28 protein-coding genes and 1 pseudogene are annotated in these 25,313 nt (G+C 72.3%); 22 read left to right on the top strand and 7 right to left on the bottom strand.

The genetic code is table 11. The features are described from left to right. Window positions 1–35: 35 nt before the first annotated feature. On the top strand, window positions 36–1,055 hold the full coding sequence (locus ACQPXG_RS19680) for an ROK family transcriptional regulator (protein WP_433469152.1): 1,020 nt from the start codon (window positions 36–38) through the stop codon (window positions 1,053–1,055). A 6-nt stretch (window positions 1,056–1,061) separates the two neighbouring features. Here ACQPXG_RS19680 and ACQPXG_RS19685 read toward each other — a convergent pair whose 3' ends face one another. Next, on the bottom strand, window positions 1,062–1,727 hold the full coding sequence (locus tag ACQPXG_RS19685) for a TetR/AcrR family transcriptional regulator (protein WP_433469153.1): 666 nt from the start codon (window positions 1,725–1,727) through the stop codon (window positions 1,062–1,064). Further along, a complete protein-coding gene (locus ACQPXG_RS19690) occupies window positions 1,724–2,947 on the bottom strand; it encodes an acyl-CoA dehydrogenase family protein (RefSeq protein ID WP_433469154.1) in 1,224 nt (407 codons plus the stop codon). Before ACQPXG_RS19690 ends, ACQPXG_RS19685 begins: the two co-directional genes overlap by 4 nt. 47 nt (window positions 2,948–2,994) lie before the next feature. Here ACQPXG_RS19690 and ACQPXG_RS19695 point away from each other — a divergent pair, with 47 nt between their 5' ends. Both ACQPXG_RS19695 and ACQPXG_RS19700 read left to right on the top strand, forming a co-directional pair. Further along, on the top strand, window positions 2,995–3,741 hold the full coding sequence (locus ACQPXG_RS19695; RefSeq protein ID WP_433469155.1) for an SDR family oxidoreductase: 747 nt from the start codon (window positions 2,995–2,997) through the stop codon (window positions 3,739–3,741). Between the two features lie 28 nt (window positions 3,742–3,769). Then, complete coding sequence (locus tag ACQPXG_RS19700; RefSeq protein ID WP_433469156.1) at window positions 3,770–4,726, top strand: quinone oxidoreductase family protein; 957 nt, start codon at window positions 3,770–3,772, stop codon at window positions 4,724–4,726. Between the two features lie 11 nt (window positions 4,727–4,737). On the opposite strand, the gene ACQPXG_RS19705 is transcribed toward ACQPXG_RS19700, so the two are convergent. Together ACQPXG_RS19705 and ACQPXG_RS19710 are read right to left on the bottom strand one after the other, a co-directional pair. Next, on the bottom strand, window positions 4,738–5,409 hold the full coding sequence (locus ACQPXG_RS19705; RefSeq protein WP_433470003.1) for a response regulator: 672 nt from the start codon (window positions 5,407–5,409) through the stop codon (window positions 4,738–4,740). A 27-nt stretch (window positions 5,410–5,436) separates the two neighbouring features. After that, complete coding sequence (locus tag ACQPXG_RS19710) at window positions 5,437–6,687, bottom strand: histidine kinase (RefSeq protein ID WP_433469157.1); 1,251 nt, start codon at window positions 6,685–6,687, stop codon at window positions 5,437–5,439. Between the two features lie 177 nt (window positions 6,688–6,864). Here ACQPXG_RS19710 and ACQPXG_RS19715 point away from each other — a divergent pair, with 177 nt between their 5' ends. The 9 genes and pseudogenes from ACQPXG_RS19715 (at window position 6,865) to ACQPXG_RS19755 (ending at window position 12,514) form a co-directional block, all read left to right on the top strand. Then, window positions 6,865–6,948, top strand: a complete 84-nt coding sequence (locus ACQPXG_RS19715) for a putative leader peptide (RefSeq protein ID WP_433470004.1) — start codon at window positions 6,865–6,867, stop codon at window positions 6,946–6,948. A gap of 48 nt (window positions 6,949–6,996) precedes the next feature. Further along, a complete protein-coding gene (locus ACQPXG_RS19720; protein WP_433469158.1) occupies window positions 6,997–7,482 on the top strand; it encodes a cysteine dioxygenase in 486 nt (161 codons plus the stop codon). A 58-nt stretch (window positions 7,483–7,540) separates the two neighbouring features. Then, window positions 7,541–8,173, top strand: coding sequence for a class I SAM-dependent methyltransferase (locus tag ACQPXG_RS19725; RefSeq protein WP_433469159.1), 633 nt, complete (start codon window positions 7,541–7,543; stop codon window positions 8,171–8,173). A 51-nt stretch (window positions 8,174–8,224) separates the two neighbouring features. Beyond that, a complete protein-coding gene (locus ACQPXG_RS19730) occupies window positions 8,225–8,656 on the top strand; it encodes a hypothetical protein (protein WP_433469160.1) in 432 nt (143 codons plus the stop codon). A 311-nt stretch (window positions 8,657–8,967) separates the two neighbouring features. Beyond that, window positions 8,968–9,213: an MFS transporter gene (locus ACQPXG_RS19735; protein ID WP_433469161.1), complete on the top strand. Its 246-nt coding sequence runs from the start codon at window positions 8,968–8,970 to the stop codon at window positions 9,211–9,213. Continuing rightward, window positions 9,198–9,252, top strand: a pseudogene (locus ACQPXG_RS19740) (hypothetical protein); the annotation flags it as partial. The gene ACQPXG_RS19735 and the pseudogene ACQPXG_RS19740, both read left to right, overlap by 16 nt. Continuing rightward, window positions 9,253–9,540, top strand: coding sequence for an MFS transporter (locus ACQPXG_RS19745; protein WP_433469162.1), 288 nt, complete (start codon window positions 9,253–9,255; stop codon window positions 9,538–9,540). Window positions 9,541–9,831: 291 nt separating this feature from the next. Further along, window positions 9,832–11,817, top strand: coding sequence for a threonine--tRNA ligase (thrS, locus tag ACQPXG_RS19750; protein WP_433469163.1), 1,986 nt, complete (start codon window positions 9,832–9,834; stop codon window positions 11,815–11,817). Between the two features lie 85 nt (window positions 11,818–11,902). Beyond that, a complete protein-coding gene (locus ACQPXG_RS19755) occupies window positions 11,903–12,514 on the top strand; it encodes a hypothetical protein (protein WP_433469164.1) in 612 nt (203 codons plus the stop codon). Here the strand turns inward: ACQPXG_RS19755 and ACQPXG_RS19760 are convergent. Then, entirely contained in the window at window positions 12,493–13,083 is a 591-nt protein-coding gene (locus ACQPXG_RS19760) for an Asp23/Gls24 family envelope stress response protein (protein ID WP_433469165.1), read from the bottom strand. The two genes, ACQPXG_RS19755 and ACQPXG_RS19760, sit on opposite strands and share 22 nt — an antisense overlap. A gap of 265 nt (window positions 13,084–13,348) precedes the next feature. Between ACQPXG_RS19760 and ACQPXG_RS19765 the strand changes: the two genes are divergently transcribed. Beyond that, the gene (locus ACQPXG_RS19765; protein ID WP_433470005.1) at window positions 13,349–13,900 is read left to right on the top strand and encodes an HIT family protein; all 552 of its coding nucleotides are present in this window, start codon (window positions 13,349–13,351) and stop codon (window positions 13,898–13,900) included. Window positions 13,901–13,933: 33 nt separating this feature from the next. Here the strand turns inward: ACQPXG_RS19765 and ACQPXG_RS19770 are convergent, their stop codons facing one another. Both ACQPXG_RS19770 and ACQPXG_RS19775 read right to left on the bottom strand, forming a co-directional pair. After that, complete coding sequence (locus ACQPXG_RS19770; RefSeq protein WP_433469166.1) at window positions 13,934–14,797, bottom strand: polysaccharide deacetylase family protein; 864 nt, start codon at window positions 14,795–14,797, stop codon at window positions 13,934–13,936. A gap of 199 nt (window positions 14,798–14,996) precedes the next feature. Beyond that, window positions 14,997–17,159 carry an elongation factor G-like protein EF-G2 gene (locus ACQPXG_RS19775; RefSeq protein WP_433469167.1) on the bottom strand — a complete coding sequence of 721 codons (2,163 nt, stop codon included), beginning with the start codon at window positions 17,157–17,159 and terminating at the stop codon, window positions 14,997–14,999. 325 nt (window positions 17,160–17,484) lie between these two features. On the opposite strand from ACQPXG_RS19775, the gene pgsA reads away from it, so the two are divergent. The 9 genes from pgsA to ACQPXG_RS19820 all read left to right on the top strand — a co-directional run bounded on the left by pgsA (window position 17,485) and on the right by ACQPXG_RS19820 (window position 25,304). Next, complete coding sequence (pgsA, locus tag ACQPXG_RS19780) at window positions 17,485–18,141, top strand: phosphatidylinositol phosphate synthase (protein WP_433469168.1); 657 nt, start codon at window positions 17,485–17,487, stop codon at window positions 18,139–18,141. Continuing rightward, window positions 18,138–19,067 (top strand): phosphatidylinositol mannoside acyltransferase, encoded by a 930-nt coding sequence (locus tag ACQPXG_RS19785; protein WP_433469169.1) that lies wholly within the window; start codon window positions 18,138–18,140, stop codon window positions 19,065–19,067. The genes pgsA and ACQPXG_RS19785 overlap by 4 nt, the downstream gene beginning before the upstream one ends. 10 nt (window positions 19,068–19,077) lie before the next feature. Then, a complete protein-coding gene (locus tag ACQPXG_RS19790; RefSeq protein ID WP_433469170.1) occupies window positions 19,078–20,238 on the top strand; it encodes a glycosyltransferase family 4 protein in 1,161 nt (386 codons plus the stop codon). Window positions 20,239–20,248: 10 nt separating this feature from the next. Continuing rightward, a complete protein-coding gene (locus ACQPXG_RS19795) occupies window positions 20,249–20,791 on the top strand; it encodes a hypothetical protein (protein ID WP_433469171.1) in 543 nt (180 codons plus the stop codon). Window positions 20,792–20,894: 103 nt separating this feature from the next. Beyond that, entirely contained in the window at window positions 20,895–21,932 is a 1,038-nt protein-coding gene (locus tag ACQPXG_RS19800) for a DUF3048 domain-containing protein (protein WP_433469172.1), read from the top strand. Between the two features lie 126 nt (window positions 21,933–22,058). Further along, entirely contained in the window at window positions 22,059–22,982 is a 924-nt protein-coding gene (gene pdxS / locus ACQPXG_RS19805; protein ID WP_433469173.1) for a pyridoxal 5'-phosphate synthase lyase subunit PdxS, read from the top strand. A gap of 196 nt (window positions 22,983–23,178) precedes the next feature. Next, window positions 23,179–23,793, top strand: a complete 615-nt coding sequence (locus ACQPXG_RS19810) for a DUF6928 family protein (protein WP_433469174.1) — start codon at window positions 23,179–23,181, stop codon at window positions 23,791–23,793. A 134-nt stretch (window positions 23,794–23,927) separates the two neighbouring features. Beyond that, window positions 23,928–24,545, top strand: a complete 618-nt coding sequence (gene pdxT / locus ACQPXG_RS19815) for a pyridoxal 5'-phosphate synthase glutaminase subunit PdxT (RefSeq protein WP_433469175.1) — start codon at window positions 23,928–23,930, stop codon at window positions 24,543–24,545. Window positions 24,546–24,548: 3 nt separating this feature from the next. Then, window positions 24,549–25,304, top strand: a complete 756-nt coding sequence (locus ACQPXG_RS19820; protein WP_433469176.1) for a YebC/PmpR family DNA-binding transcriptional regulator — start codon at window positions 24,549–24,551, stop codon at window positions 25,302–25,304. The last annotated feature ends 9 nt before the right edge of the window (window positions 25,305–25,313 follow it).

Genomic DNA, 25,313 nt, shown 5'->3' on the forward strand with positions numbered 1-25,313 from the left:
ATTCAGGCAGGCTCCCTGCCTACTAACATGGCAGCGTGAAGACCGCCGACCCCACGATGGCCCGCGCGATCAACGACCGGCTCGCGCTCGACCTGCTGCTGGAGCGCGGCCCGCTGACCGCGCCGCAGCTGCGGGCGCTGACCGGGCTGTCCCGGCCGACGGTGTCCGACCTGATCGAGCGGCTGCGCGCCGCCGGGCTGATCGAGGTCGCGGGGGAGACGGGCGCGGACCGGCGGGGCCCGAACGCCCGGCTCTACGGGCTCGTCGCGGATCGCGCGCACGTGGCCGGGGTCGACCTGCGCCGGGACGCGGTGCACGTGAGCGTCGCCGACATCGCGGGGAACCCGGCCGGTGCGGCGTCCCGGCCGCTCCCCCCGGCCGCGGATCTCGCCGCGGTCGTCGCCGCCGCGGTCACCGAGGCGGCCGGCGGCCGTGTCCCGCACACGGTGGTGCTCGGCACCCCGGGCCTGATCGACCCGCACACCGGCCTCGCGAGCGAGAGCGGCGTCCCCGGCCATCGGCCCGACCTCGGCGCGGCGCTCCAGCACCGGCTCGGCGCGCCGGTGCTGGTGGAGAACGAGGTGAACCTCGGCGCCATCGCCGAGCACCGGGAGGGCGCCGCGGCGGGCCGCGACGACTTCGCGCTGCTCTGGCTGGACGACGGTGTCGGCGGCGCCGTCGTGCTGGACGGCCGGCTGCGGCGCGGCGCGTCCGGCGGCGCCGGCGAGGTCGGGCTGCTGAAGTTCGGCGGGGCGAACTTCTGCGACCTGCTGGACGAGCGGGCCGTGGCGGGCCTCGGCGACCGGGTCGTCGCCGCCCGCATCGCCAAGGCCGTGTTCGTGCTCGTCGCGGTCCTCGACCCCGGGCTCGTCGTACTCGGCGGGTCGCTGGGCCGCGCGGGCGGCGACCGGCTCGCCGGACTGGTCGGCGAGCGGCTCGGTGAGCTCAGCCCGGCCGCCGCCGAGGTGCGGGCGAGCCTGGTCGAGGGCGACGCCGTTCTGCGCGGTGCCGTGCTGACGGCCCTCGACCTCGTCCGCGACGACGTGTTCGGCTAGGCCGCCCTAGTCCTTGGGCAGCCGCTCGCCGGAGCGGAGCCGGTCCAGGCCCAGCCAGATGAACTCCACCGCCATCTGCTCGGCGCGGTCCCGCGGAGTGTCGGGATGCTCCAGCCACCACGACACGATCGACAGCATCGACCCGTACATCAGCGGGACGAGCAGCCGCGCGCGCCGCTCGTTCACCGCGAGCGCGGCCGGCGACAGCGCCGGGTCGGCCCGGCGGCGGCGCAGCAGCAGGTCGGCGAACGCGGCGCCGAGCCGGTCGCGCAGCCCTCGCAGTTCCAGCCCGACCTCGGGCTTGTCGAGGTGCCGGACCAGCAGCGCCCACGCGTCCGGTTCCTCCGTGGCGTAGCCGAACAGCACCCGGATCATCGCCCTGATGCCGTCCGCCGAGCCGTGCGCGGCGAGCACGGCCTCGTTCAGCCGGGCCGTGAGCTCGGCGACGATCGCCTCGGTGACCTCGGCGAACAGCTCTTCCTTGGACGCGAAGTGCTGATACAGCAGCGCCTTGGACACCTGCGCGGCGGTGGCCACGTGCTCCATCTGCGTCAGGTGGTAGCCGCGCCTGCCGAACTCGGCCAGCGCCACCTGAAGCAGCTGCTCGCGCCGCCGGGCATGCGGCATGCGCCGCCGCACGCCCGGCGCCGCCTCCCCCGTGTCGTTCGTCATGCGCCGGGGTACCTGCCCAGTTCGGCGCGGGCCACGGACCGCACGTGGACCTCGTCCGGTCCGTCCGCCAGACGCAGCGTGCGCAGGCCCGCCCACATCGCGGCGAGCGGGGTGTCGTCGCTGACGCCGGCGCCGCCGTGCACCTGGATCGCCTTGTCCACGACGTCCAGCGCGACCCGCGGCGCGATCACCTTGATCGCCGCGACCTCGGACCGGGCCGCCTGGACGCCGTGCTTGTCGATCAGCCACGCGGTCTTCAGCGTGAGCAGCCGGGCCTGCTCGATCGCCATCCGCGACTCGGCGATCTGCTGGCGCACCACGCCCTGCTTCGCGAGCGGGCCGCCGAACGCCACCCGGGACACCGCGCGCTCGCACATCAGCTCCAGCGCCCGCTCGGCCATCCCGATCGCGCGCATGCAGTGGTGGATGCGGCCGGGGCCGAGGCGGGCCTGCGCGATGGCGAAGCCGCCGCCCTCCTCGCCGACAAGGTTCTCCACCGGGACGCGGACGTCGGTGAAGGTGATCTCACAGTGGCCGTGCTGGTCCTGGTAGCCGAACACGGGCAGTGGCCGGACGACCTCCACCCCCGGCGTGTCGATCGGCAACAGCACCATCGACTGCTGCCGGTACGGATGACCCTCCGGGTCCGTCTTGCCCATCACGATCATGATCTTGCAGCGCGGGTCGGCGGAGCCGCTGATCCACCACTTGCGGCCGTTGACGACGTAGTGGTCGCCGTCCCGCTCGATCCGGGTGGAGATGTTGGTGGCGTCGGAGCTCGCCACGTCCGGCTCGGTCATCGCGAACGCGCTGCGGATCTCGCCGTTCAGCAGCGGCGTGAGCCACTTCTCCTTCTGCTCGGGCGTGCCGAACAGGTGCAGCACCTCCATGTTGCCGGTGTCGGGCGCCGCGCAGTTGATGGCCTCAGGGGCCAGATTGGGGGAGCGCCCCGTCACTTCGGCGAGTGAGGCGTAGTCGGTGACGGTCAGGCCGTGTGCAGGGTCCTCGCTGTCGGGCAGGAACAGGTTCCAGAGACCGCGCTTGCGGGCCTCGACCTTGAGGTCCTCGACGACCTGTGGGACGTGGTGCTCGCGGCCGGCCGCGCGCAGTTCCGCCCGCTGGGCCGTGTAGACCGGCTCGGCGGGGTAGACGTGGGAGTCCATGAATTCTTGGAGACGGCCGAGATGGTCCCGGGCCCGCTCGCTCAAACCGAAGTCCATTCCGCTAGAGTAACTGACGGGTCAGTTACTTCGGGAGGGGAGTCCCCATGACAGCCTTCGACGGCACCGGCAAGGTCGCGCTGATCACGGGCGGAGCCAACGGGATCGGCGCGGCGGTGGCGCGCCGGCTCGCCCGCGAGGGCGCCCGGGTCGTCCTCGCCGACGTCGACGCGGCGGCCGGGGACGCGCTCGCGAAGGAGCTGGACGGGGCGTTCGTCCGCTGCGACGTCCGCGAGCCCGCCGAGAGCGAGGCGGCCGTCGCCGTCGCCGTCGAGCGCTTCGGCGGCCTGGACGTGGCGTTCCTCAACGCCGGGGTCGCCGACGGCGGCGGAGTGGGAGACGACTTCGACCTCGCGGCGTACCGGCGGGCGATGGGCATCAACCTCGACGGCGTCGTGTTCGGCGCGCACGCCGCGCTTCCCGCGCTGCGCGCCCGGGGCGGCGGCGACATCGTCGCCACCGCGAGCATGGCGGCGCTGACCGCGACGCCGTTCGACCCCGTCTACGGCGCGAACAAGGCGGCCGTCGTCGGTCTCGTCCGCGCGCTCGGCCCCACGTTCGCCAAGGAGGGCATCCGCGTGAACGCGCTGTGCCCGTCCTTCGCCGACACCGACATCCTGACCCCGATGAAGGGGCAGCTCCAGGAGAGCGGCTTTCCGATCCTGGATGTGGGCGACGTCGTCGAGGCGTTCATGCGGATCCTCGACGCGGACGGCGCCGGCGAAGCCTGGTACGTGGTGCCCGGCCGGCCGTCCGAGCCGTTCCGGTTCCGCGGCGTCCCCGGCCCCCGCTGAGCATCCGAAGACTTCTGACAGGAGAGACATGCGCGCGATCCAGATCACCGAGTTCGGCGGGCCCGAGGTCCTGACCGTCACCGAGCTTCCCGACCCGTCCGCCGGGCCGGGGCACCTGCTCATCGACGTCTCGCGGGCCGGCATCAACTACGCCGACACTCATCAGGCCGAGAACAGCTACCTGTCGGCGTCCACGCTGCCCATGGTGCCGGGCGGCGAGGTCGTCGGCACCACCGCGGACGGCCGCCGCGTCGTCGCGCTCGTCGGCACCGGCGGCTACGCCGAGAAGGCCGTCGCGCCCGAAGCGCTGGCCTGGGACGTCCCGGACGCCATCGACGACGTCACCGCGCTCGGCATGATCGTCCAGGGCGCGTCGGCGTGGGTGCTGCTGCGCCGCAGCGTCCACCTCGCCCCGGGCGAGTCCGTCGTCGTGCACGCCGCCGCGGGCGGCGTCGGGACGCTCGCCGTCCAGCTCGCCAAAGCCTGGGGCGCCGGGCGGGTCATCGCCACCGCCTCGTCCAAGGAGAAGCGGGACCTCGCCCTGGACCTCGGCGCCGACGTCGCGATCGACGCGAACGAGCCCGACCTCAAGGACGCGCTCATCGACGCCAACGGCGGCAAGCGCGTGGACACCGTCCTGGAGATGACCGGCGGGACGGTCACCGACCAGAGCCTGCAGGCCCTCGCGCCGTTCGGGCGGCTCGCCTTCTACGGCATGGCGTCGCGGAAGGAGCCGTCGCCCGTCCGGCCCGCCACGCTGATGGCGCACTCCACCACGATCTCGGGCATGTGGCTGGCGCACGTCTTCCAGCTCCCCGGCAACGTGATGCGCGAGGCCCTGGACGAGCTGTTCGGCCTCGCCGCCGGCGACCGGCTCCGCGTGATCCACGGCGGGGACTACGGGCTCGGCGAGGTGCGGCGTGCCCACGAGGACCTGCGCGCCCGCCGCACCACCGGCAAGCTCGTCCTCGACCCCTCGCGCTGAGACCAGGCCGGCTAGCCGACCAGGCCGTTCTCGTAGGCGTACACCACGGCCTGGGTGCGGTCGCGCAGCATGAGCTTGGTCAGGACGTGCCCCACGTGCGTCTTGACCGTCTGCTCGGCCAGCACCAGCTCGGCCGCGATCTCGGCGTTGGACAGGCCGCGCGCGATGAGCCGCAGCACGTCCAGCTCGCGCGGTGTCAGGCCCGCGGTGGCCTGCGGGCTCGGCCGCTGGTGCCGGCGCCGGCGGGCGAAGTCGCCGATCAGCCGCCGGGTGATGGACGGGGCGAGCAGCGCGTCGCCCGCCGCCACCACCCGCACGCCGTTCACGAGATCGGCGGCCGACGCGTCCTTCAGCAGGAACCCGCTGGCGCCCGCGCCCAGCGCCTCGTAGACGTACTCGTCCAGGTCGAACGTCGTGAGCATGAGCACCTTCGGCCGTGCGCCGGCGGGGTCGGCGTCGGGGTCGGCGCCGCCGGCCAGCTCGGCGGTCGCGGCGAGGCCGTCCATCTCCGGCATCCGGATGTCCATCACGATCACGTCCGGATCGAGCCGGCGGGCCATCTCCACCGCCTCGCGGCCGTTGCCGGCCTGCCCGATCACCTCGATCCCGGGATCGGAGGACAGCAGCGCCGCGAGGCCGTCGCGGATCATCACCTGGTCGTCGGCGATCAGCACCCGAATCATCACGACCCAACCCTACGGCTCCGGAGATCAGTCCGGATCTCCGTACGGCAAGTCCGCCACCACCGCCCAGCCGTCCTCGCGGGGGCCGGCGTCCAGGCCGCCGCCGAGCATCGTGACGCGCTCGCGCATCCCGACGAGGCCGTGGCCGCCGCCCTGTGACTTCTCGGGCGTGGAGCGGGCGCCGTCGTCGGCGACCGACACCGTCAGCGCGTCGGTCCCGTACTTCACCTCGACGTGGACCCGCGAGCCCGGCGCGTAGCGGGACGCGTTGCTCAGCGACTCCTGGACGATCCGGTACGCCGACAGGTCGACCCCGGTGGTCAGCGGGCGCGGCATCCCGACCACGACGGTCGCGACCGCCAGCCCGGACCGGCGGGCCGCGGCGACCAGCTCGTCCAGCCGCTCCAGGCCGGGCTGCGGGGCGCGCTCCGCGCCCTCGTCGTCCGAGCGCAGCAGCCCGACGACGCGGCGCGTCTCGGTGAGGGCCTCGCGCGCCGCGTCCCGGACCACCCCGAACGTCTGCCGGGCGGCGTCCGGCAGATCCGGGATCTTGTACGGGGCGGCCTCCGCCTGCATCGCGATCACCGACATGTGGTGCGCGACCACGTCGTGCAGCTCGCGGGCGATGCGGGCCCGCTCCTCCAGCACCGCCTGCCGGGCCAGGTCGGCCCGGTGCTGCTCCTCGCGCCGGCGCAGCTCCTCCACGGCCGAGTGCCGTCCCCCGACCGCGTCGCCGAACGTCAGCGCGAGCGCGGCGATCCCGGCGAGGATCATGCCGAACCAGCCCGGCATGCCGAACAGCACGGCGGGCACCAGAACCCCGGCGATGGTCACCGCGCCGACGCCGACCGTGGTCTGCCGGTCGGAGCCGACCCCGGTGAAGAACAGGATCACGACCAGGGCCAGGATCGCGGTCACCGGCCACGGCATGAAGCCGGTGCCGTGCCGGACGAAGACCGTCACCAGCAGGCCGGCGGCCGCCACCCGCCAGGCGGCGAGCGGCCACCGGGCCGCGAAGATCAGCGGTGTCGCCTGCAGCACGCCGAGGGGCCACGCCAGCCCCGTCGGGACGTGGTAGGCCTGGATCGGGATGGCGATCGACCCGCCGGTGAAGCCGATCGTCAGCGCGGCCAGCAGCGCCAGGATCGGGATGCGCAGCACGAGCCGTCCGGGCAGCAGCGTGACCGGCCGGTCGTCGCCGCCGGGCACCAGGGCGGCGCGGACCCCGGCGAGCAGCCGGCCGCGGCGGCCGGACGGTGAGTGGACTGGATCGTTCATTTGGCAGCGAGCCTAGAACGTGCGGCGCCCCGGCGGCCTGACCCCGGGGAGGGAGATCCGATCCGCCCCCTCGGGTATCAGCGCCGTCGGCCCTGACCGGCGCGTTCGCCGCGGCCGGAAGACCGTAGCAGCTATTTCCGATTGACTTTATAGGAAATCTGGGCCACCCTGGTCGCCGTGACGATCTCCGGACTCCGCTACGAGCGCCTGCACGTCGACCTGCGCCGCCAGGCCAGCGCGCTGTGTCGCCGGCCGTCCTGAAACCAGCGAGGACGACCGGCCGCACACCGCGAGGAGAGAGAACCCACCATGACCGTCACCACGACCGGCTTCGTCGCGCCCGGGTCCGGGGACGCCGCCTTCACACCGCCGCGCCTGGCCGAGAAGGCCCGTGAGCTCGCCGCCGCCCCGCAAGAGTGGCTGCACCGGGTCCGGCTCGACCCGCACGGACGCTGGTACGAGCGCCTTCACCTGGACGCGGACCACGAGGTCTGGCTGATCAGCTGGCTTCCCGGCCAGTCCACCGGATTCCACGACCACGGCGGCTCCGCCGGCGCGTTCGCGGTCGCCCTCGGGACGCTGGAGGAGGACCGCGTCCGCGCCCGGCGCGACGTCGGCGCCGGGCAGTCCCATGCCTTCGGGCCCGGCTACGTCCACGACGTGCGCAACACCTCCGGCGCGCCCGCAGTGAGCGTGCACGTGTACTCACCGCCGCTGGCCACGATGCGCCGCTACGACGTCGACGCGGACGGCGAGCTCGTCCGCCTCGCCGACGAGTCCGCCGCCGACTGGTGAACCGGGAGGCCGTGGCCGCGATCTTGCGGTGATCGCCGGGGCGGCGGAGACTGCGGGAATGACCGACCTGAGCCATCCGATCTTCGCCCGGCTCTATCCGCGGCTGGACGCCCAGTGCGCCAAGTCGGGCGGCGACGCGCACCGCGCCGAGCTGCTCGCCGGGGCGTCCGGCCGGGTGCTGGAGGTGGGCGCCGGCTATGGGGCCAACTTCGCGCACTACCCGCCGGAGGTCACCGAGGTGGTCGCGGTCGAACCCGAGCCGCGGCTGCGCGCGAAGGCCGGTCACGCCGCGGGCCGGGCGCCGGTTCCGGTCACCGTGCGTCCCGGCGTCGCGGAGGATCTCGACCTCGACGACGCGTCGTTCGACGTGGCCGTGGCGTCGCTCGTGCTGTGCTCCGTGCGCGACCCGGTCCGGGCCCTGGCCGAGATCCGGCGCGTCCTGAAGCCGGGCGGCGAACTGCGCTACTACGAGCACGTGCGGGGGAGCACGCCCGGGAAGGTGCGGTTCCAGCGGTGCGTCGACGTGGTGTGGCCGTTCCTCGCCGCCGGATGCCACGTCACCCGCCCGACGGGCGAGTGGATCGCCCGCAGCGGCTTCGCCGTCCGGGACGAGCGGCACTTCGAGTTCCCGGAGTCCGGCGGGGCCAACCCGGCCTCACCGCATGTTCTCGGAATCGCAATCCGCGACTGACCGAGGACAAGGGCTCGCATAAGGTCCTTCCTCTCGGGAAGATCCGCCTCCATGACAGCACCAGGCGGCGGACCGGCACCGGCGGACGACCTGCAGCGGGACGGGCCGTCCCACTCGGCGGCCGTCGCGGCGCTCCTCGCGGGCGCGGCGGCGCTCGGCGGCTTCCTGTTCGGCTACGACTCCTCGGTGATCAACGGGACGGTCGACGCGCTCAAGGACCAGTTCGGCCTCGGCGGTTTCGCCGTCGGCTTCGTGGTGTCCGCCGCGCTGCTCGGCTGCGCCGCCGGCGCCTGGTTCGCGGGGCCGCAGCGACCGGATCGGCCGGGTGCGGGTGTTGCTCATCGCGTCCGTGCTGTTCGTGATCAGCTCGCTCGGCTCGGCGCTGGCCTTCAGCGCCGTCGACCTGACCTTCTGGCGGCTGGTCGGCCATTTGAGCCCTTGAGGTGCACCGTCTCCAGTGTCGGGTCTCTGGGCTTGAGCTAAAGCGGGTTGCATGCCGGTAGCGGAGAGTGTCAATTCGCTGCCAAAGCGTGTCGGAATCTGGTATCCCACCGTCAGGTACCGCCGGACGGGCGGGAACGGAACCTCAAGGTTCAAAGCCTGTGGAGACCAGGTAAGACCGTCGCCTGCGGCGGCTCAGGTCGGTGAAGCAGGAAGCCGTGGGGGTGTCGCGCTGAGAGGTGTGGCACGGACCAGATCTCTGGCCTTCAGCCGGGGAGCGCGTCAACTCGTCAAGAAGCACGATCGATAGACGAGATAGATGGCCCGCGCGCGGCAGGTGCTGCGCGCGGGCCATGGGCCGCGGCGACGTGGACGTCAAGATCGGCGAGATCGCCCGGTCCATCGCCGCGGACCGCCCCGTCCATCTCAGGGACCTGCGCGGCGCCCGCCTCGGCCTGCTGCCGATCGTCTGGGTCGGCATCCTGCTGTCGGTCTTCCAGCAGTTCGTCGGCATCAACGTGATCTTCTACTACTCGTCCTCGCTGTGGCAGGCGGTCGGCTTCTCCGAGAACGACGCGATACGATGCTCACCTCGGTGATCAATTCGATCGTCAACGTCGCGTTCACGCTGGTCGCGATTGCCTTCGTGGACCGGATCGGGAGGCGTCCGCTGCTGCTCGCCGGCGCCGCCGGCATGGCCGTCTCCCTCCGCGCTGGCCGTCGCCGCCGCCGCGCAGTGGCTCGCCAACTGGGTGATCACCACGACGTTCCCCGGCATCTCCGGCTTCTCCCTCGGCCTGGCCTACGGCATCTACACGCTGTTCTCCATCCTGGCGTTCGTGTTCGTGATCCGTGCGGTCCCCGAGACCAAGGGGCGCGAACTGGAGGACATGGACCGGCTGGCCGCCCCCAGGGCGCGCGTCTGACGGGGCGGTATCGCCGTGCCGCGCGTGTGCCCGTCGGTTACAGTGGAGTCATGCCGCACCTGTTCGCAGAGACGACGACGCCGGGTCATCCCCGGCGCGGCTGCGGCATGAACTGACATCACATGCGGCAGGGCCCCGGGAGCGATCCCCGGGGCCCTTCGCTTTCCGGGGACGCTCCGGGCCCTCCGCCGAGGAGAGGAACGCCCGATGGAGCCGGATGCGTCCGGGGGACACCCCGAGTCGATAGCATCGGAATCCGCTGATCCCAACCCGTCATCGCGAGGAGTACCCGTGTCCACCGTGTCTGAGCTGCGCATCACCCTCGACGGGAGCGAGCGGGCGGTGCCGGCGGGCACCACCGCGGGCCAGGCACTGGAGGCCGACGGCCGCACCGTGATCGCCGCCCGGGTCAACGGCGAGCTGCGCGACCTCGCCGGCGAGCTGCGCGACGGCGACGCCGTCGAACCGGTCGAGATCGGCTCCGGCGACGGCCGGGCGATCATGCGGCACTCCGCCGCGCACGTGATGGCGCAGGCCGTCCAGGAGCTGTTCCCCGAGGCGAAGCTGGGCATCGGCCCGCCGGTGGAGAACGGCTTCTACTACGACTTCGAGGTCGCCGAGCCGTTCACCCCCGACGACCTCAAGCGCATCGAGAAGCGGATGCGCGAGATCGTCAAGCAGGGCCAGCGGTTCGCCCGCCGTCCCGTCTCCGAGGACGACGCGCGCGCGGAACTGGCCGCCGAGCCCTACAAGCTCGAACTCATCGGCCTGAAGGGATCCGGCCCGGTCGAGGACGCGGCCGACGGCGCGGACGTCGAGGTCGGCGGTGGCGAGCTGACCATCTACGACAACCTCGACGCCAAGTCCGGCGAGCTGCGCTGGAAGGACCTGTGCCGCGGCCCGCACCTGCCGTCCACCCGGGTCATCCCCGCCTTCAAGCTGATGCGCTCGGGCGGCGCCTACTGGCGCGGCAGCGAGAAGAACCCGCAGTTGCAGCGGATCTACGGCACCGCGTGGGAGTCCCGCGACAAGCAGGACGAGTACCTGAAGTTCCTCGCGGAGGCCGAGAAGCGCGACCACCGCAGGCTCGGCGCCGAGCTCGACCTGTTCTCCTTCCCGAACGAGATCGGCAGCGGGCTCGCCGTCTTCCACCCGAAGGGCGGCGCCGTCCGCAAGGTGATGGAGGACTACTCGCGCCGCCGGCACGAGGAGGAGGGCTACGAGTTCGTCAACACCCCCCACATCACCAAGGGCCACCTGTTCGAGACCTCCGGGCACCTCGGCTGGTACAAGGACGACATGTTCCCGGCCATGGAGGTCGACGGCGGCGACTACTACCTCAAGCCGATGAACTGCCCGATGCACAACCTGATCTTCCGGGCGCGCGGCCGGTCCTACCGGGAGCTGCCGCTGCGGCTGTTCGAGTTCGGCTCGGTGTACAGGTACGAGAAGTCGGGGGTCGTGCACGGCCTCACCCGCGTCCGCGGCATGACCCAGGACGACGCGCACATCTACTGCAGCCAGGAGCAGATGGGCGAGGAGATCAAGCGGCTGCTCGAATTCGTCCTCGGCCTGCTGCGCGACTACGGCCTGAACGAGTTCTACCTGGAGCTGTCCACCCGCGACGAGTCCGACAAGTTCATCGGCTCGGAGGAGATGTGGGAGAAGGCGACCACCGCGCTCCGGGAGGCCGCCGAGTCCACCGGCCTCGACCTCGTCCCCGACCCGGGCGGAGCCGCGTTCTACGGGCCCAAGATCTCCGTGCAGGCCAAGGACGCGATCGGCCGCACCTGGCAGCTGTCCACCATCCAGGTCGACCCGAACCAGCCGGAGCGGTTCGGCCTGGAGTACCAGGCCGCGGACGGCACCCGGCAGCGGCCCATGATGCTGCACCGGGCGCTGTTCGGATCGATCGAGCGGTTCTTCGGCGTGCTGCTGGAGCACTACGCGGGCGCCATGCCGCCGTGGCTGGCGCCGGTCCAGGCCGTCGGCATCCCGATCGGCGACGCGCACGTCCCGCACCTGGAGAAGGTCGCGGCGAAGCTGCGCGAGCGCGGTATCCGCGTCGAGGTCGACGCCTCCTCCGACCGGATGCAGAAGAAGATCCGCAACGCGCAGAAGCAGAAGATCCCGTACATGCTGCTGGCGGGCGACGACGACATCGCCAAGGACGCGGTGTCGTTCCGGTACCGCAGCGGCGAGCAGAAGAACGGGATCCCGATCGGCGAGGCCGTCGACGAGATCGTCAAGGCCGTCGAGGCGCGCGTCCAGATCTGAGCCGGGGCCGTGCCCGCACGGCGCGGGCACGGCCCCCGGAGTTGGTAGCCTCATCGATCACGTGCGACGACCGGGGAGACAGCCGATGAAGTCCAGGAGGCCGGCGCGGCGCGCGCGGTCGCTCTGGGCGCGGATCGCCGGCTACACCGGGACGCTGCTGCTCGTCGCGGCGGCCGTCATCGTCCTCCTCATGCCGCTGATGGACGACGGGAAGAAGGGCGGCGCCGGCGCCGCCGGGACCGTGAGCCCCTCGGCGTCCGCGGGCGGCGGGACCGGCGGTCCAGGAGGGTCCGGCCTCCCGGTGACTCCGACCGGCCCGGGGCCGCAGCAGGGCGGGAGCGGCCGGCCCTACCCGGGCGGGCAGAACGACGGCTCCGGCGGGCAGGGGGGCGGGCCGCAGATACCCGCGCAGAACGGCTCGGCCGGCATCGGCCAGTGCCCGAAGGGAACGGCCTACTACAAGGCCACCGCCACCGGTGTGGACGTCGTCGTCGCCGTCTCCGCGAGCGGCGCGATCCGGGCGGAGCTGTCGCTGCGGGGGCAGGCGCCCAAGTCCCAGCAGACCACGGTGCGGAGCGGCGGGCCGCACACCTTCCACTTCACGGGCGTTCCGCCGCAGCTGGTCGAGCGCGTCAAGGTCACCACGGTCTCCGTCGGCGTGGCCATGCAGACCTGCTACGCCCGCCCCGCCGCCTGAGACCCGGAGGGCATGCGGACGTCCTCGACGGACACGTTGACCGCGGCGATCCGCGCACCCAGCATCAGTCCCGCCACCCGCGCCACGTTGGCCTTCACCACCTTCGCCACGTCCTTGATCACGGTGCCGTACTCGACGGCGATGGCGACGTCGACCGTCACCTCGTCATCGCCCTGGGCCACGCGTACGCCCGCACCGGCGGGCCCGTCCGGGCCGGTGAGCGCGGCGACGCCGGCCACCTCCAGCGCGGCGAGGGCGGCGATCTTCCCGATCACCGCGTCGCCGATGGTGATGCGGCCTTCCACCGGCGCCGTGAGATCGCCGGACGAGCCGTGCAGCGTCATCGGCAGCGGGTTCGGTCCGGACGACGGGTTCTGCCCGGACGACAGGACGCCCCGCGGAGGGGGGACCTGCTGTTGCGCGGGAGCCGCGGGAGGCGCGGACAGCGGTGTCCCCTGGGGCGCCGCCGTCCCCGGGCGGCTCGCGGGGGCACCGGGGAACAGCGGTTTCGCGCCAGGCTCCGGCCCCTGCTCGGCGTTCCCGGTCTGGCGCTTGTCGAGCCCGGTCATGATCGCTCCCTGGGGTTCGTCGGGTGACCATGGTGTCGGAGCGACGCGCGGGACGTCACGCAGGCACCGGATCGCGGGCGCGTCCGGGGGCGCGCCGACGGGCCATGCTAGGGGATCCCGGCTACAGTCCCGCGCCCCCTTCTCTCTATGCTGCTGGTCAGGCCGTGAACAAAAGGAGACCGCCGCCTTGAGCGCAGAGCCGGAGGAGTCCGTGGTGCAGCAGGGGCGCGAGGACGCGCCCGGGGCCGGCGCCGGGAACGAGCGCATGCCCCGCTTCGAGGAGGAACGGGGCGGCGCGGGCACGCCCGACAACTTCCAGCGGCTGTGGACCCCGCACCGGATGGCCTACATCAAGGGCGAGAACAAGCCGGCGGGCGGGGGCTCCGGCGACGGCTGCCCGTTCTGTGAGATCCCGAAGATGACCGACGACGAGGGCCTCGTCGTGGCCCGCGGCGAGTCGGTGTTCGCGGTGCTGAACCTCTACCCGTACAACTCCGGGCACCTCATGGTCGTCCCGTACCGGCACGTCGCCGACTACGCCGACCTGGAGGAGCCGGAGTACCTGGAGCTGGCCGCCTTCACCCAGCGCTCCCTGACGGCGCTGCGCAAGGCGAGCGGCGCGCAGGGCTTCAACGTCGGCATGAACCTCGGACTCGTCGCGGGCGCGGGGATCGCGGCGCACCTGCACCAGCACGTCGTCCCGCGCTGGGGCGGCGACACCAACTTCATGCCGGTCGTCGGGCACACCAAGGTGCTGCCGCAGCTGCTCCGCGACACCCGCCGGCTGCTCGCCGACGCCTGGCCGCAGGACGCGTGACCGTCGACCGTTCTTCGGTCGGCGTCGATGCGTCTACGCGGGCGGCGTCCCGCGCCGGGGCCCGGGCACGGCGGGACGGGGCGGGGCCTGCGAGACGCTCGTCAGCTCCGACATCGTGACGAATTCGAAGCCCTTGGCGCGCAGGCCCCGGATCATCGGGACGAGGTTGCGGATCGCGACCAGGCGGTCGTGGTTGCCCGTGTCATGGGCGAGCAGGACGGTGCCGGGACCGGTGTTGCCGACGATGTAGTCCACGAGCTGCGGCGGGTCGTCCTCGTAGGTCTTCTCGAGCATCTTGATGGACCAGAGCGCGATGTCGTACTCGAACTTGCAGGCGGCGCTCAGCGTGGTCCCGCCCAGGTGGCCGAACGGCGGCCGCAGGAACCGGGGCTCCTTGCCGACGATCCGCGCGATCGCGTCGTGCGCGCGCCGCAGCTGGTCCACGGCCCGGTCGTTGGACAGGCGGGAGAGGTCCTGGTGCTGCCAGGTGTGGTTGCCGGCCTCATGCCGGTCCATCCGGCCGTGCACGAGCCGGGCGTTGCGGACGAGCCGCTCGCCGACGAGGAAGAACGTGGCCTTGACCTTCTCGGCGTCCAGGATGTCGTGCACCATGGGCGTCCAGTTGGGCATCGGGCCGTCGTCGAAGGTGAGCGCGACGAGCTTCTGGCTGGTGTCGACCCCCCAGATGACCTCCACGTGCGCGTGGCCGGGCCGCCACGGGCCGGCGATCGGCACCGCCATCGCCGACGACGGCGCACTCCCCGAATCGATCATGCCGCTGACCGTGTCCGCCCCGGCGCCCAGCGTCACCGCACCGGCGGCCGCGAGTCCGAGCCCCTTGAGGAACGTCCGGCGTCCGGGGGCGGCCGGATTCCGGTGGTCGTCCGCTTTTTCCATTGTGGAACAACGATGACATCGGAGCCCCCCGCTGATCATCGGCCCAGCGGCCGAATCGCACTCACTCTGCGGGATGAGCCGGGATCCGCCGGAGGTCGAGTCCGCGGCGCGGGCCCCTCGTCGCAGGGCCGTAGGACGGCGGGCCTCAGGACGGCGGGCGGGGCCCGGCGCGTGCCGGGCCCCGCCCGTCTCCGCGAGACTAGGAGTGCTTGGACCCGGCGGCCATCTTCTCGGCGAGGTGCGTGGGGAGCGGTTCGTACCGGAGGAACGAGCGGCTGAACGTGCCGGTGCCCTGCGACATCGACCGCAGGTCGATCGCGTACCGGATGATCTCCAGCTGCGGCACCTCCGCCTTGATCATCGTGCGCCCGCCGGGCACCGCCTGGGAGCCGAGCACCCGGCCGCGCCGCGAGGTGAGGTCGGACATGATCTGGCCCACGTAGTCGTCGGCGATCAGGACGTCCACCTCGTCGACCGGCTCCAGCAGCAGGACCGGCACCTGGCTCGCCGCGTCCTTGAGCGCCAGCGCGCCGGCGGCCTGGAACGCCATGTCGGACGAGTCGACCGAGTGCGCCTTCCCGTCGTGCAGGGTGACCTTGATGTCGACCAGCGGGTAGCCGGCGGACACGCCGCGCTCCATCTGCTGCCGGACGCCCTTCTCGACCGACGGGATGAACTGCCGGGGCACCACCCCGCCGACGATCTTGTCGACGAACTCGAAGCCCTCGCCGGAGGGCGTCGGCTCCACGTCGATGTGGCAGATGCCGTACTGGCCGTGCCCGCCGCTCTGCTTGACGTGCCGGCCGAGGCCCTTGGCGGTTCCGCCGAAGGTCTCCCGCAGCGGCACGCGGAGCTCGACCCGTTCGACCTCGACACCGTACCGGGCGTGGAGGCGGTCGATCAGGACGTCGGCGTGCGCCTCGCCCATGGACCACAGCACCAACTGGCGGGTTTCGGCGTTGTTCTCGAGCCGCAGCGTCGGGTCCTCGGCGACGAGGCGGCCGAGCGCCTGGCTGAGCTTGTCCTCGTCGGCCTTGGACTTCGCGCGGATCGCGACCGGCAGCAGCGGGTCCGGCATCGACCAGGGCGCCATGACCATGGGCGAGCCCGGATCGGACAGGGTGTCGCCGGTCTCGGCGCGGCTGAGCTTCGCCACCGCGCAGATGTCGCCGGCGATGCAGGACGACGCGGTCCGCTGCGTCTTGCCCAGCGGCGAGGTCAGTGCGCCGACGCGCTCGTCGACGTCGTGGTCCTCGTGCCCGCGCTCCTCCAGGCCGTGGCCGGAGACGTGCACGGTCGTGTCGGGGCGCAGCGTCCCGGAGAACACCCGGACTAGGGAGATCCGCCCGACATAGGGGTCGGACGTGGTCTTGACGATCTCGGCGACGAGCGGCCCCTCGGGGTCGCAGGAGAACTCCTTGGGCGGTCCGCCCTTCACCGGGGTCACAGGAGGAATGCCGTGTTCGAGGGGGGACGGGAACGCCTGGGTGATGACCTCCAGCAGCTCCATCATGCCGACGACCGGGCCGGGGTGGTCACCGTGCGGGACCGACGTCGCGAGGACGGGGTAGAAGCTGCCCCGGGCGACCGCGGTCTCCAGGTCCTCGATGAGCGCCTTGACGTCGATCTCCTCACCGGACAGGTACCGGTCCATGAGGGTCTCGTCCTCGCTCTCCTGGATGATCCCCTCGATCAGCGACGCGCGCTGCTCGGAGATCGGGTCCAGGTACTCGGGGTCCGGCATGCACTCGACGCGTTCCCCGCTGGAGTAGTCGAGGCAGCGCTGCGACAGCAGCCCGATCAGGCCTTTCAGCCCGTCCTCGCCCGCGGCCGGGAAGTACAGCGGCGCGACGCCCTCGCCGAAGACGTCCTGGCACGTCAGGACCACGTCGTCGTAGTCGCCACGCTGCTGGTCGATCTTGGTGATGACGACCGCGCGGGGCATCTGGACCGCGGCGCACTCCTCCCAGATCATCCGGGTGAGCCCGTCGATGCCGTCCACCGCCGAGATCACGAAGAGCGCCGCGTCGGCGGCGCGGAGCCCGGCCCGCAGATCGCCGACGAAGTCGGCGTAGCCGGGCGTGTCGATGAGATTGACCTTGACGTCCCCGTGCGTGAGCGGGGCGAGCGCGAGGTTGACCGAGCGCTGCTGGCGCACCTCGACGTCGTCGAAGTCGCTGACCGTGGTGCCGTCCTCGACCTTGCCCGCCCGCTGCAGCGTGCCCGTGGCGGCGAGCAGCGCCTCGACGAGCGTGGTCTTGCCGGCCCCCGAGTGGCCGACCAGCGCGACATTGCGCACCTTGTCGCACCCGCCGGCCTCCGGTGCCCTGCCGGGGCCTCCCGGGTTGTGCTTGTCCGCCATGATGCCTCCTCGGACGTAGCGCGCGCCCGGGCATGGCGGCCCGGGCCTGACGTCCGAGTGCGGCGCTCGGCCATCCCCCTGACGTGCGTGACCGGCGTCACACTCGTGCTCACCACCCTTTCCCGTGGGGGCCGGGATCTCAAGGGGTGAACGGCAATCAACTGCGATCTGTCCGCCCGGTGCCGCCCCCAAACCCCGCCCTGACCACCCGTACGGCCCATGCGTCCGGCACGGACCGCACTACGATGGGCCCGCTGAGGCGGCCCGCGGGGGCCCCTTTCTCCCCGCGACCCGGGAACCTTTCCGATCACGAGAACGGACGGCGATGCTCAACAAGATCAGGCCCGCGCTGGGGCGCGTCCTCACCCCGGTCGGTCAGGCGGTCGCGCGGACCGGAGTCTCGCCCAACGCCATCACCGTCATCGGCACGGTCGGCGTCGCCGCCGGCGCGCTCGTCCTGTTCCCGCGGGGCGAGTTCTTCTGGGGGACGATGGTCATCACCGCGTTCGTGCTGTTCGACATGCTCGACGGCGCGGTCGCGCGGGTCACCGGGAAGATCTCCAAGTTCGGCGCTTTCCTGGACTCCACCATGGACCGGGTGGCCGACGCCGCGATCTTCTCGGGCCTGATGATCGGGCTGTACCGGGACGGCCAGGAGCCCCTCGCCGCCGTCGCCCTGTACTGCCTGGTCTCCGGGGTCGTGGTGTCCTACGCCAAGGCCCGCGCCGAAGGGCTCGGCTACACCTGCAACGTCGGCATCGCCGAACGCGCGGAGCGCCTCATCGTCGCGCTGGTCGCCGCCGGTTTCGACGGGCTCGGCGTCCCCTTCATCCTCGCGGTCGCGCTGTGGGCGCTCGCGGTGCTCAGCACGATCACCGTCGGGCAGCGGTTCGCCACGGTGTACGCGCAGGCGAAGGAGGGGGCGGGCGCCCCCGACACGGCCGGGAACGGGGCCGAGAGGACACCGGAGCCGCGTCCATGACCACGCCCCGCCGCGGAGAGGCGACGCCGTCGCTCCGCGATGAGGTGACCGACGCCGTCTACGCGATGGGCTGGACGGTCGTCCGCAAGATGCCCGAGAGCGCGGCGCGGCTGGCGTTCGCCGCCCTCGCCGACCGCACCTGGCACCGCTACGGTGCCGGCGTCAGGCAGCTGGAGAAGAACCTGTGCCGCGTCCTCGGCAAGGACGCCGTCGACGACGAGGTCCGCATCCTCAGCAAGAAGGTGCTGCGGTCCTACTTCCGCTACTGGCTGGAGGTGTTCCGGCTGCCGGAGTACGACCGGGCGCGGATCCTCGGCCGGATGCGGGTCACCGGCGAGAAGAAGATCTTCACCAACCTCGACTCCGGCCGCGGCGTCATCCTCGCCCTGCCCCACATGGGCAACTACGAGCATGCCGGCGCGTGGCTGGTGCACTGCGGCTACCCGTTCACCACCGTCGCCGAGCGGCTCAAGCCGGAGTCGCTGTTCGACCGGTTCGTCGAGTTCCGCGAGAGCCTCGGCATGGAGGTCCTCGCGCACAGGGGCGCCTCCGCGTACGGGCGCATGGCCCAGCGGCTGCGCGCCGGGCGGCCGGTCTGCCTCGTCGTCGACCGCGACCTGACCGAGAGCGGCATCGACGTCGAGTTCTTCGGCGCCACCGCCCGGATGCCCGCGGTGGCGGCCGCGCTCGCGGCCCAGACGGGCGCCGCCCTCATTCCCGTGACACTCTGGTACGAGGGGGAGTACTGGGCGGCGCGCGTCCACGAGGAGATCCCCGTCCCGGGCGAGGGCGGCAGACAGGAGAAGATCCAGGCCATGACCCAGGAGCTCGCGCATGCCTTCGAGGAGGGCATCGCCGCCCACCCAGAGGACTGGCACATGCTGCAGAAGGTCTGGGTGGACGACCTGGCGGACGGCCGGCGATGAGGACCGTCCGATGAAGGTGGGAATCGTCTGCCCCTACACCTGGGACGTGCCGGGCGGGGTCCAGCAGCACATCGGCGACCTCGCCGAGGCGCTGGTCGCGCTCGGCCACGACGTGTCCGTCATCACGCCCGCCGACGACGACGCCGATCTGCCGCCCTACGTCGTGTCCGCCGGGCGCGCCGTCCCCGTCCCCTACAACGGCTCGGTGGCCCGGCTGGCGTTCGGGTTCCTGTCGGCCGGGCGGGTCCGGCGCTGGATCAACGAGGGCGGCTTCGACGTCCTGCACGTCCACGAGCCCGCCGCGCCCTCCCTCGGGCTGCTCGCCTGCTGGGCGGCGGACGGGCCCATCGTCGGCACGTTCCACGCGTCCTACGAGAAGTCGCGGGCGCTGTCGGTCACCGCACCGATCCTGCAGAGCGCCCTGGAGAAGATCACCGGCCGGATCGCGGTGTCCGAGGCCGCCCGCACCACCCTCGTCGAGCACCTCGGCGGCGACGCCGTGCTGATCCCGAACGGCGTCGCGACCGAGCGGTACGCGATGGCGGAGCCGCTCCCGGGCTGGCGCGGCCGCGCCGAGGCGCCGCACGCCGGCGACGGCGGAGCGCTCGGGTTCCTCGGCCGGATGGACGAGCCGCGCAAGGGCCTGCAGGTGCTGCTGCGCGCCTTCGAGATCGTCGGCCGCCGCCGGCCCGGGTCTCGGCTGCTCCTCGCCGGGCCGGGCGACGCCGACGACGTCGTGGCCCGCGTGTCCCCGGAGCTGCGCGACCGCGTCGTCGTCCTCGGCCTGGTCAGCGAGCAGGACAAGATCCGCGCCTACCACTCGGTGGACGTGTTCGTCGCGCCCAACCTCGGCGGCGAGAGCTTCGGCATCGTCCTCGCCGAGGCCATGTCGGCGGGCGCGCCCATCCTCGCCAGCGACATCGAGGCGTTCGACCGGGTGCTGCGCGGCGGGCGGGCCGGGGCGCTGTTCCCGGTGGGGGACCACGAGGCGCTCGCGGCGGCGGCCTGCGAACTGCTCGACGACCCGGCCCGCCGCAAGCAGCTGTCCGCCGAGGCGCGCGCCGCCGTCCGCGCCTACGACTGGTCGGCCGTGGCCCGCGACGTGCTGCGGGTGTACGAGACCGTCACCGACGGCGGCGCCCGCGTCGTCGAGTCCGGCCTCGGCGCCTAGGGGGCCGCCGATGTCCTACGACTGGATCATCGACGTCCTGTTCTGGATCGCCGTCGTCTTCCTGGTCGGCGTGTACGTGTCGTGGCGCGCCACCCGGCTCGACCGGCTGCACGTCCGCGTCGAGACGGCCCGCGCCGCGCTGGACGCCGCGCTGGTCAGGCGGGCCGCCGCGACGCTGGAGGTGGCCGCCTCACGGCTCCTGGACCCCGCCACCAGCCTGGTGCTGGCCACCGCGGCCCACGAGGCCCGGACCGCCGACGCCGACGGCCGCGAGTTCGCCGAGAGCGACCTGTCGCGGGCCCTCCGCGCTGCCGTCGACCAGCCGGGGTTCGTCGACGCCCTCACCGCCCGGGGCGCCGGCGACGGGAAGGCGGTGCTGGAGGAGCTGTCGTCCGCCGCCGCGAAGGTCGCCTACGCCCGCCGCTTCTACAACGACGCCGTCTCCCAGGCCCGTATCGCGCGCCGCAAGCTGCTCATCCGGCTCCTGCCGCTCGCCGGGCGCGCCCCGCTCCCGGACTTCTTCGAGATCGACGACGATCCGCCCGCGATCTGACCCGGGGTTGATCGGATCGGCCCGGCCGGCCGTACCGCTGGACGGGCGGCGCACCCGGCCGCGTTCGCTACCCTCTGGCAGATCGTCCTAGGGAGGGGTATTCGTGCGATTCGTCTGGGACACCGCCCCGGGCCGCGCGGCCGCGGGACTCGGCGTCCTCATGGTGGGCGCCGCCCTGTCGGCCTGCTCGGGCTCGGGATCGGGCGGCTCCAAGGCGGCGGCGCCGCCGAGCAGCACGGGCGCGCCATCGCAGAGCGCGACGCCCGAGCCCGCCACCCACCCGTTCAACGGCGGCACGAAGGGCCTGGACAACCCCGTCCTCGCCGTCAAGATCGAGAACACGGCGCCCGCGTTCCCGCAGAGCGGGGTGTCGGCGGCCGACATCGTCTACGTCGAGCAGGTCGAGGGCGGGGAGACCCGGCTGATGGCGGTCTACTCGTCCAAGCTGCCGAAGCGGGTCGGGCCGGTCCGCAGCGCCCGCATCTCCGACCTGCACATCCTGCCGCAGTTCGGCCGTCCCGCCTTCGCCTTCTCCGGCGTCCAGAGCAAGATGAAGAAGTACATCCGCAAGGCGCCCCTGTACGACATCTCACAGGAGAACGCGGGCGGCGCCTACGTCCGGTCCAGCGCCAAGCAGATCCCGTACAACCTCTACGGCGATCCGAAGAGCCTGCTCAAGCGGGCGCCGAAGGCGGCGAAGCCGCGCGACATCGGGTTCACCTTCGGGGACGCCCCGGAGGGCGGCAAGCCCACCAGGTCGTTCACCGCCAGATGGCCCGCCGCGACGATGGGCTTCACCTGGTCGGCGAAGGAGAAGCGATGGCTCGCCAGCTGGGGCGGGCGCCCCGACCGCGCCGCCGAGGGCGGACGCCTGGGCGGCAAGACGGTCGTCGTCCAGTACGCCAAGACGACCCGCTCCAAGTTCCACGACTTCCTCGGCAGCTACACGCCGCTGATCCACACCACCGGCACGGGGCGTGCCGTCGTCCTGCGCGACGGGAAGTCCTACAAGGCCAAGTGGTCACGGTCGTCGGAGAGCAAGGGCACCACCTTCACCACCGCCGACGGCAAGCCGATGAACTTCGCCCGGGGCCAGGTCTGGGTGGTGCTCGTCAACGACGGCAAGCCCTACACGCCATAGCGTCGCACCGGATCCGGCCGTCAGTTCGTAAGCGGCCGGTGCCCCACGTTGACACTCTGCCGGGTCGAGAGGTCGTACGAGCAGGCAATATCATGGAAAGTGACTTGTCGTCCGTCCACGTAAGGAATGCCCGTGTCCACTTCCACTTCCGCCCCTGAGAACGCCGCGCCCGAGACGGGGACCGCCCGCGTCAAGCGCGGCATGGCGGAGATGCTCAAGGGCGGCGTGATCATGGACGTCGTCACGCCCGAGCAGGCGAAGATCGCCGAAGACGCGGGCGCGGTCGCCGTCATGGCCCTGGAGCGGGTCCCCGCCGACATCCGCGCTGAGGGCGGCATCTCCCGGATGAGCGACCCCGACATGATCGACGGGATCATCCGCGCGGTCTCCATCCCGGTGATGGCCAAGGCCCGCATCGGGCACTTCGTCGAGGCCCGGGTGCTGCAGGCCCTCGGTGTCGACTACATCGACGAGTCCGAGGTGCTGACCCCCGCCGACTACGACAACCACATCGACAAGTGGGCGTTCACCGTCCCGTTCGTGTGCGGCGCCACCAGCCTCGGCGAGGCCCTGCGCCGCATCACCGAGGGCGCGGCGATGATCCGCTCCAAGGGCGAGGCGGGCACCGGCGACGTCTCCAACGCCACGACCCACATGCGGAAGATCCGGCAGGAGATCCGCCGCCTGCAGAACCTGCCCGAGGACGAGCTGTTCGTCGCGGCCAAGGAGCTCCAGGCGCCCTACGAGCTGGTCAAGGAGGTCGCGCGGGCCGGCAAGCTGCCCGTCGTGCTCTTCACCGCCGGCGGCATCGCCACCCCGGCCGACGCCGCGATGATGATGCAGCTCGGCGCCGAGGGCGTCTTCGTCGGCTCCGGGATCTTCAAGTCCGGCAACCCGGCCCAGCGCGCCGAGGCCATCGTGAAGGCCACCACCTTCCACGACGACCCCGACGTGATCGCCAAGGTCTCCCGCGGCCTCGGCGAGGCGATGGTCGGCATCAGCGCCGCCTCCCTCGGCGAGGACCAGAAGTTCGCCGGCCGCGGCTGGTGACGGACCGGCCGTGAGGGGAGTATCCGCCCGGTCCGGATGACCGGGCGGATACTTGGGTACTCCACTCCACAGCGCTCCCTGACAGGGTTACGCTGGCGGCGCGGCCGGTTCAGGAGCGGTTCCGGGGGTCTGGGGGTCGTCCCCCCAGAATGAAGGGCGAGGCCCTGGGCGGTGCCCGGCCGCGGGAGGGGAGAGCATGGCTTGGTCGGTCGCGCTGGCGTGCGCGAGCGCGGGTGAACTCACCGAGGTGTTCCGGCCGGGCCTGGTGCCCGACCCGGACGCCGCGGCGGCGATCGCGCGCGGCCTCTATCCGGCGGCCACCCTGACCGAGACCGGTGACACGGTCCTGGACTTCGCGCTCTGGCCGTACGAGGACGAGCTGTTCGTCGGGGCGTTCGAGCGGGCCCTCCTGCTGTGCGACCGGCGGCTGTTCTGCCTCGACGACGACGCCCGCCGGATCGCCGACACCGCCGCCGCCGCGCTCCCCGGCTCGCACTGCGGCGTGCTCGTCCTGCACAACGTCATCCACGGCTGCTGGTTCCGCTGGTACGAGTCCGGCGAACTCCTGCGCGACGTCTTCGTCACCGCCGAGGACGGCGTCGTCGTCGACCAGGGCGAGCGGCTGCCCGCCGAGCGGCCGTTCTGGCGGGCCATCGACGCGGGTGCCCCGGACGTCCCGCTGCCGTTCGACCCCGAGGAGTTCGGCCTCGCCCTCGCCGAGGCGCACATGTTCGGCCGCGGTATCGCCGACCGGGGCAAGGACGGCTTCCTCCCGCTGGAACTCCCCGTCCGCCGGTTCAAGCACGCCTGAAACCAGGCCGTTCCCGGCTGAGCCGTCCCGCCGTGCCAGCGTGGCGCGCCGCCGGGGGAAGACCGGCCAGGTCGTGCCGCGTTGTAAGGAACGTCTAGGGTTGAGACGACCCCCGTACCCCGGAAGGTTCCTACGTGACTGCTGTGCCCACGATCGGTGTCCTCGCCCTCCAGGGTGACGTGCGAGAGCACGTCCGCGCCTTGGAGGCCTCCGGGGCGCGCACCCTGACCGTGCGCCGGCCCGAGGAGCTGGAACGCGTCGACGGGCTGGTCCTGCCGGGCGGGGAGTCCACCACCATGTGGCGGCTCGCCCGCTCGTTCGAGCTGCTGGACCCGCTGCGCAAGCGGATCGAGGCGGGCATGCCCGCGTACGGCTCCTGCGCCGGCATGATCATGCTGGCGGACCGGATCCGGGACGGCGCCGCCGGCCAGGAGACCGCCGGCGGGATCGACATGACGGTGCGGCGCAACGCGTTCGGCCGGCAGGTCGACTCGTTCGAGGCCGCCGTCCCGCTGACCGGCATGGGGGACACGCCGTACCACGCCGTTTTCATCCGCGCGCCCTGGGTGGAGTCCGTCGGCGACGCCGTGGAGATCCTCGGACGCGCGGAGGGCGGGCCGAACGCCGGTAGGATCGTCGCCGTCCGCCAGGGGCGCCTCATGGCGACCGCGTTCCATCCGGAGTTGACCGGCGATTTCCGCGTGCACCACTACTTCGCCGATCTGGTGCGCCGGACGACAGAGGAGGATTGACAGATGTCCGGCCATTCCAAGTGGGCGACGACCAAGCACAAGAAGGCGGCCCTCGACGCCAAGCGGGGCAAGCTCTTCGCCAAGCTGATCAAGAACATCGAGGTGGCGGCACGCACCGGCGGCGGCGACCCCGACGCGAACCCCACCCTCTACGACGCCATCTACAAGGCGAAGAAGAACTCGGTCCCCAACGACAACATCGAGCGCGCGCGCAAGCGCGGCGCCGGTGAGGAGGCCGGGGGCGCCGACTGGCAGACCATCACCTACGAGGGCTACGCCCCCGGTGGTGTCGCGGTCCTCATCGAGTGCCTGACCGACAACCGCAACCGGGCCGCCTCCGAGGTCCGCGTCGCCCTCACCCGCAACGGCGGCTCCCTCGCCGACCCGGGCTCGGTCTCGTACATGTTCACCCGCAAGGGCGTCGTGATCGTCCCCAAGGCGGGCACCAGTGAGGACGACGTGATGATGGCCGTCCTGGACGCGGGCGCCGAAGAGGTCAACGAGCTCGACGAGGAGAACTTCGAGGTCGTCAGCGAAGCCGGTGACCTCGTCGCGGTCCGCTCCGCCCTGGTCGACGCCGGGATCGACTACGAGTCGGCCGAGAGCAAGTTCCTGCCGAGCGTCACCGTCCCCCTCGACGAGGACAACGCCAAGAAGGTCTTCCGGCTCCTGGACGCCCTGGAGGACTCCGACGACGTCCAGGACGTCTACGCGAACTTCGACGTCCCCGACGAGGTCATGGCCTCCATCGACGCCTGAGGCGCCGTC

It is taken from the genome of Spirillospora sp. CA-128828, assembly GCF_050945415.1.
Lineage (GTDB): Bacteria > Actinomycetota > Actinomycetes > Streptosporangiales > Streptosporangiaceae > Spirillospora.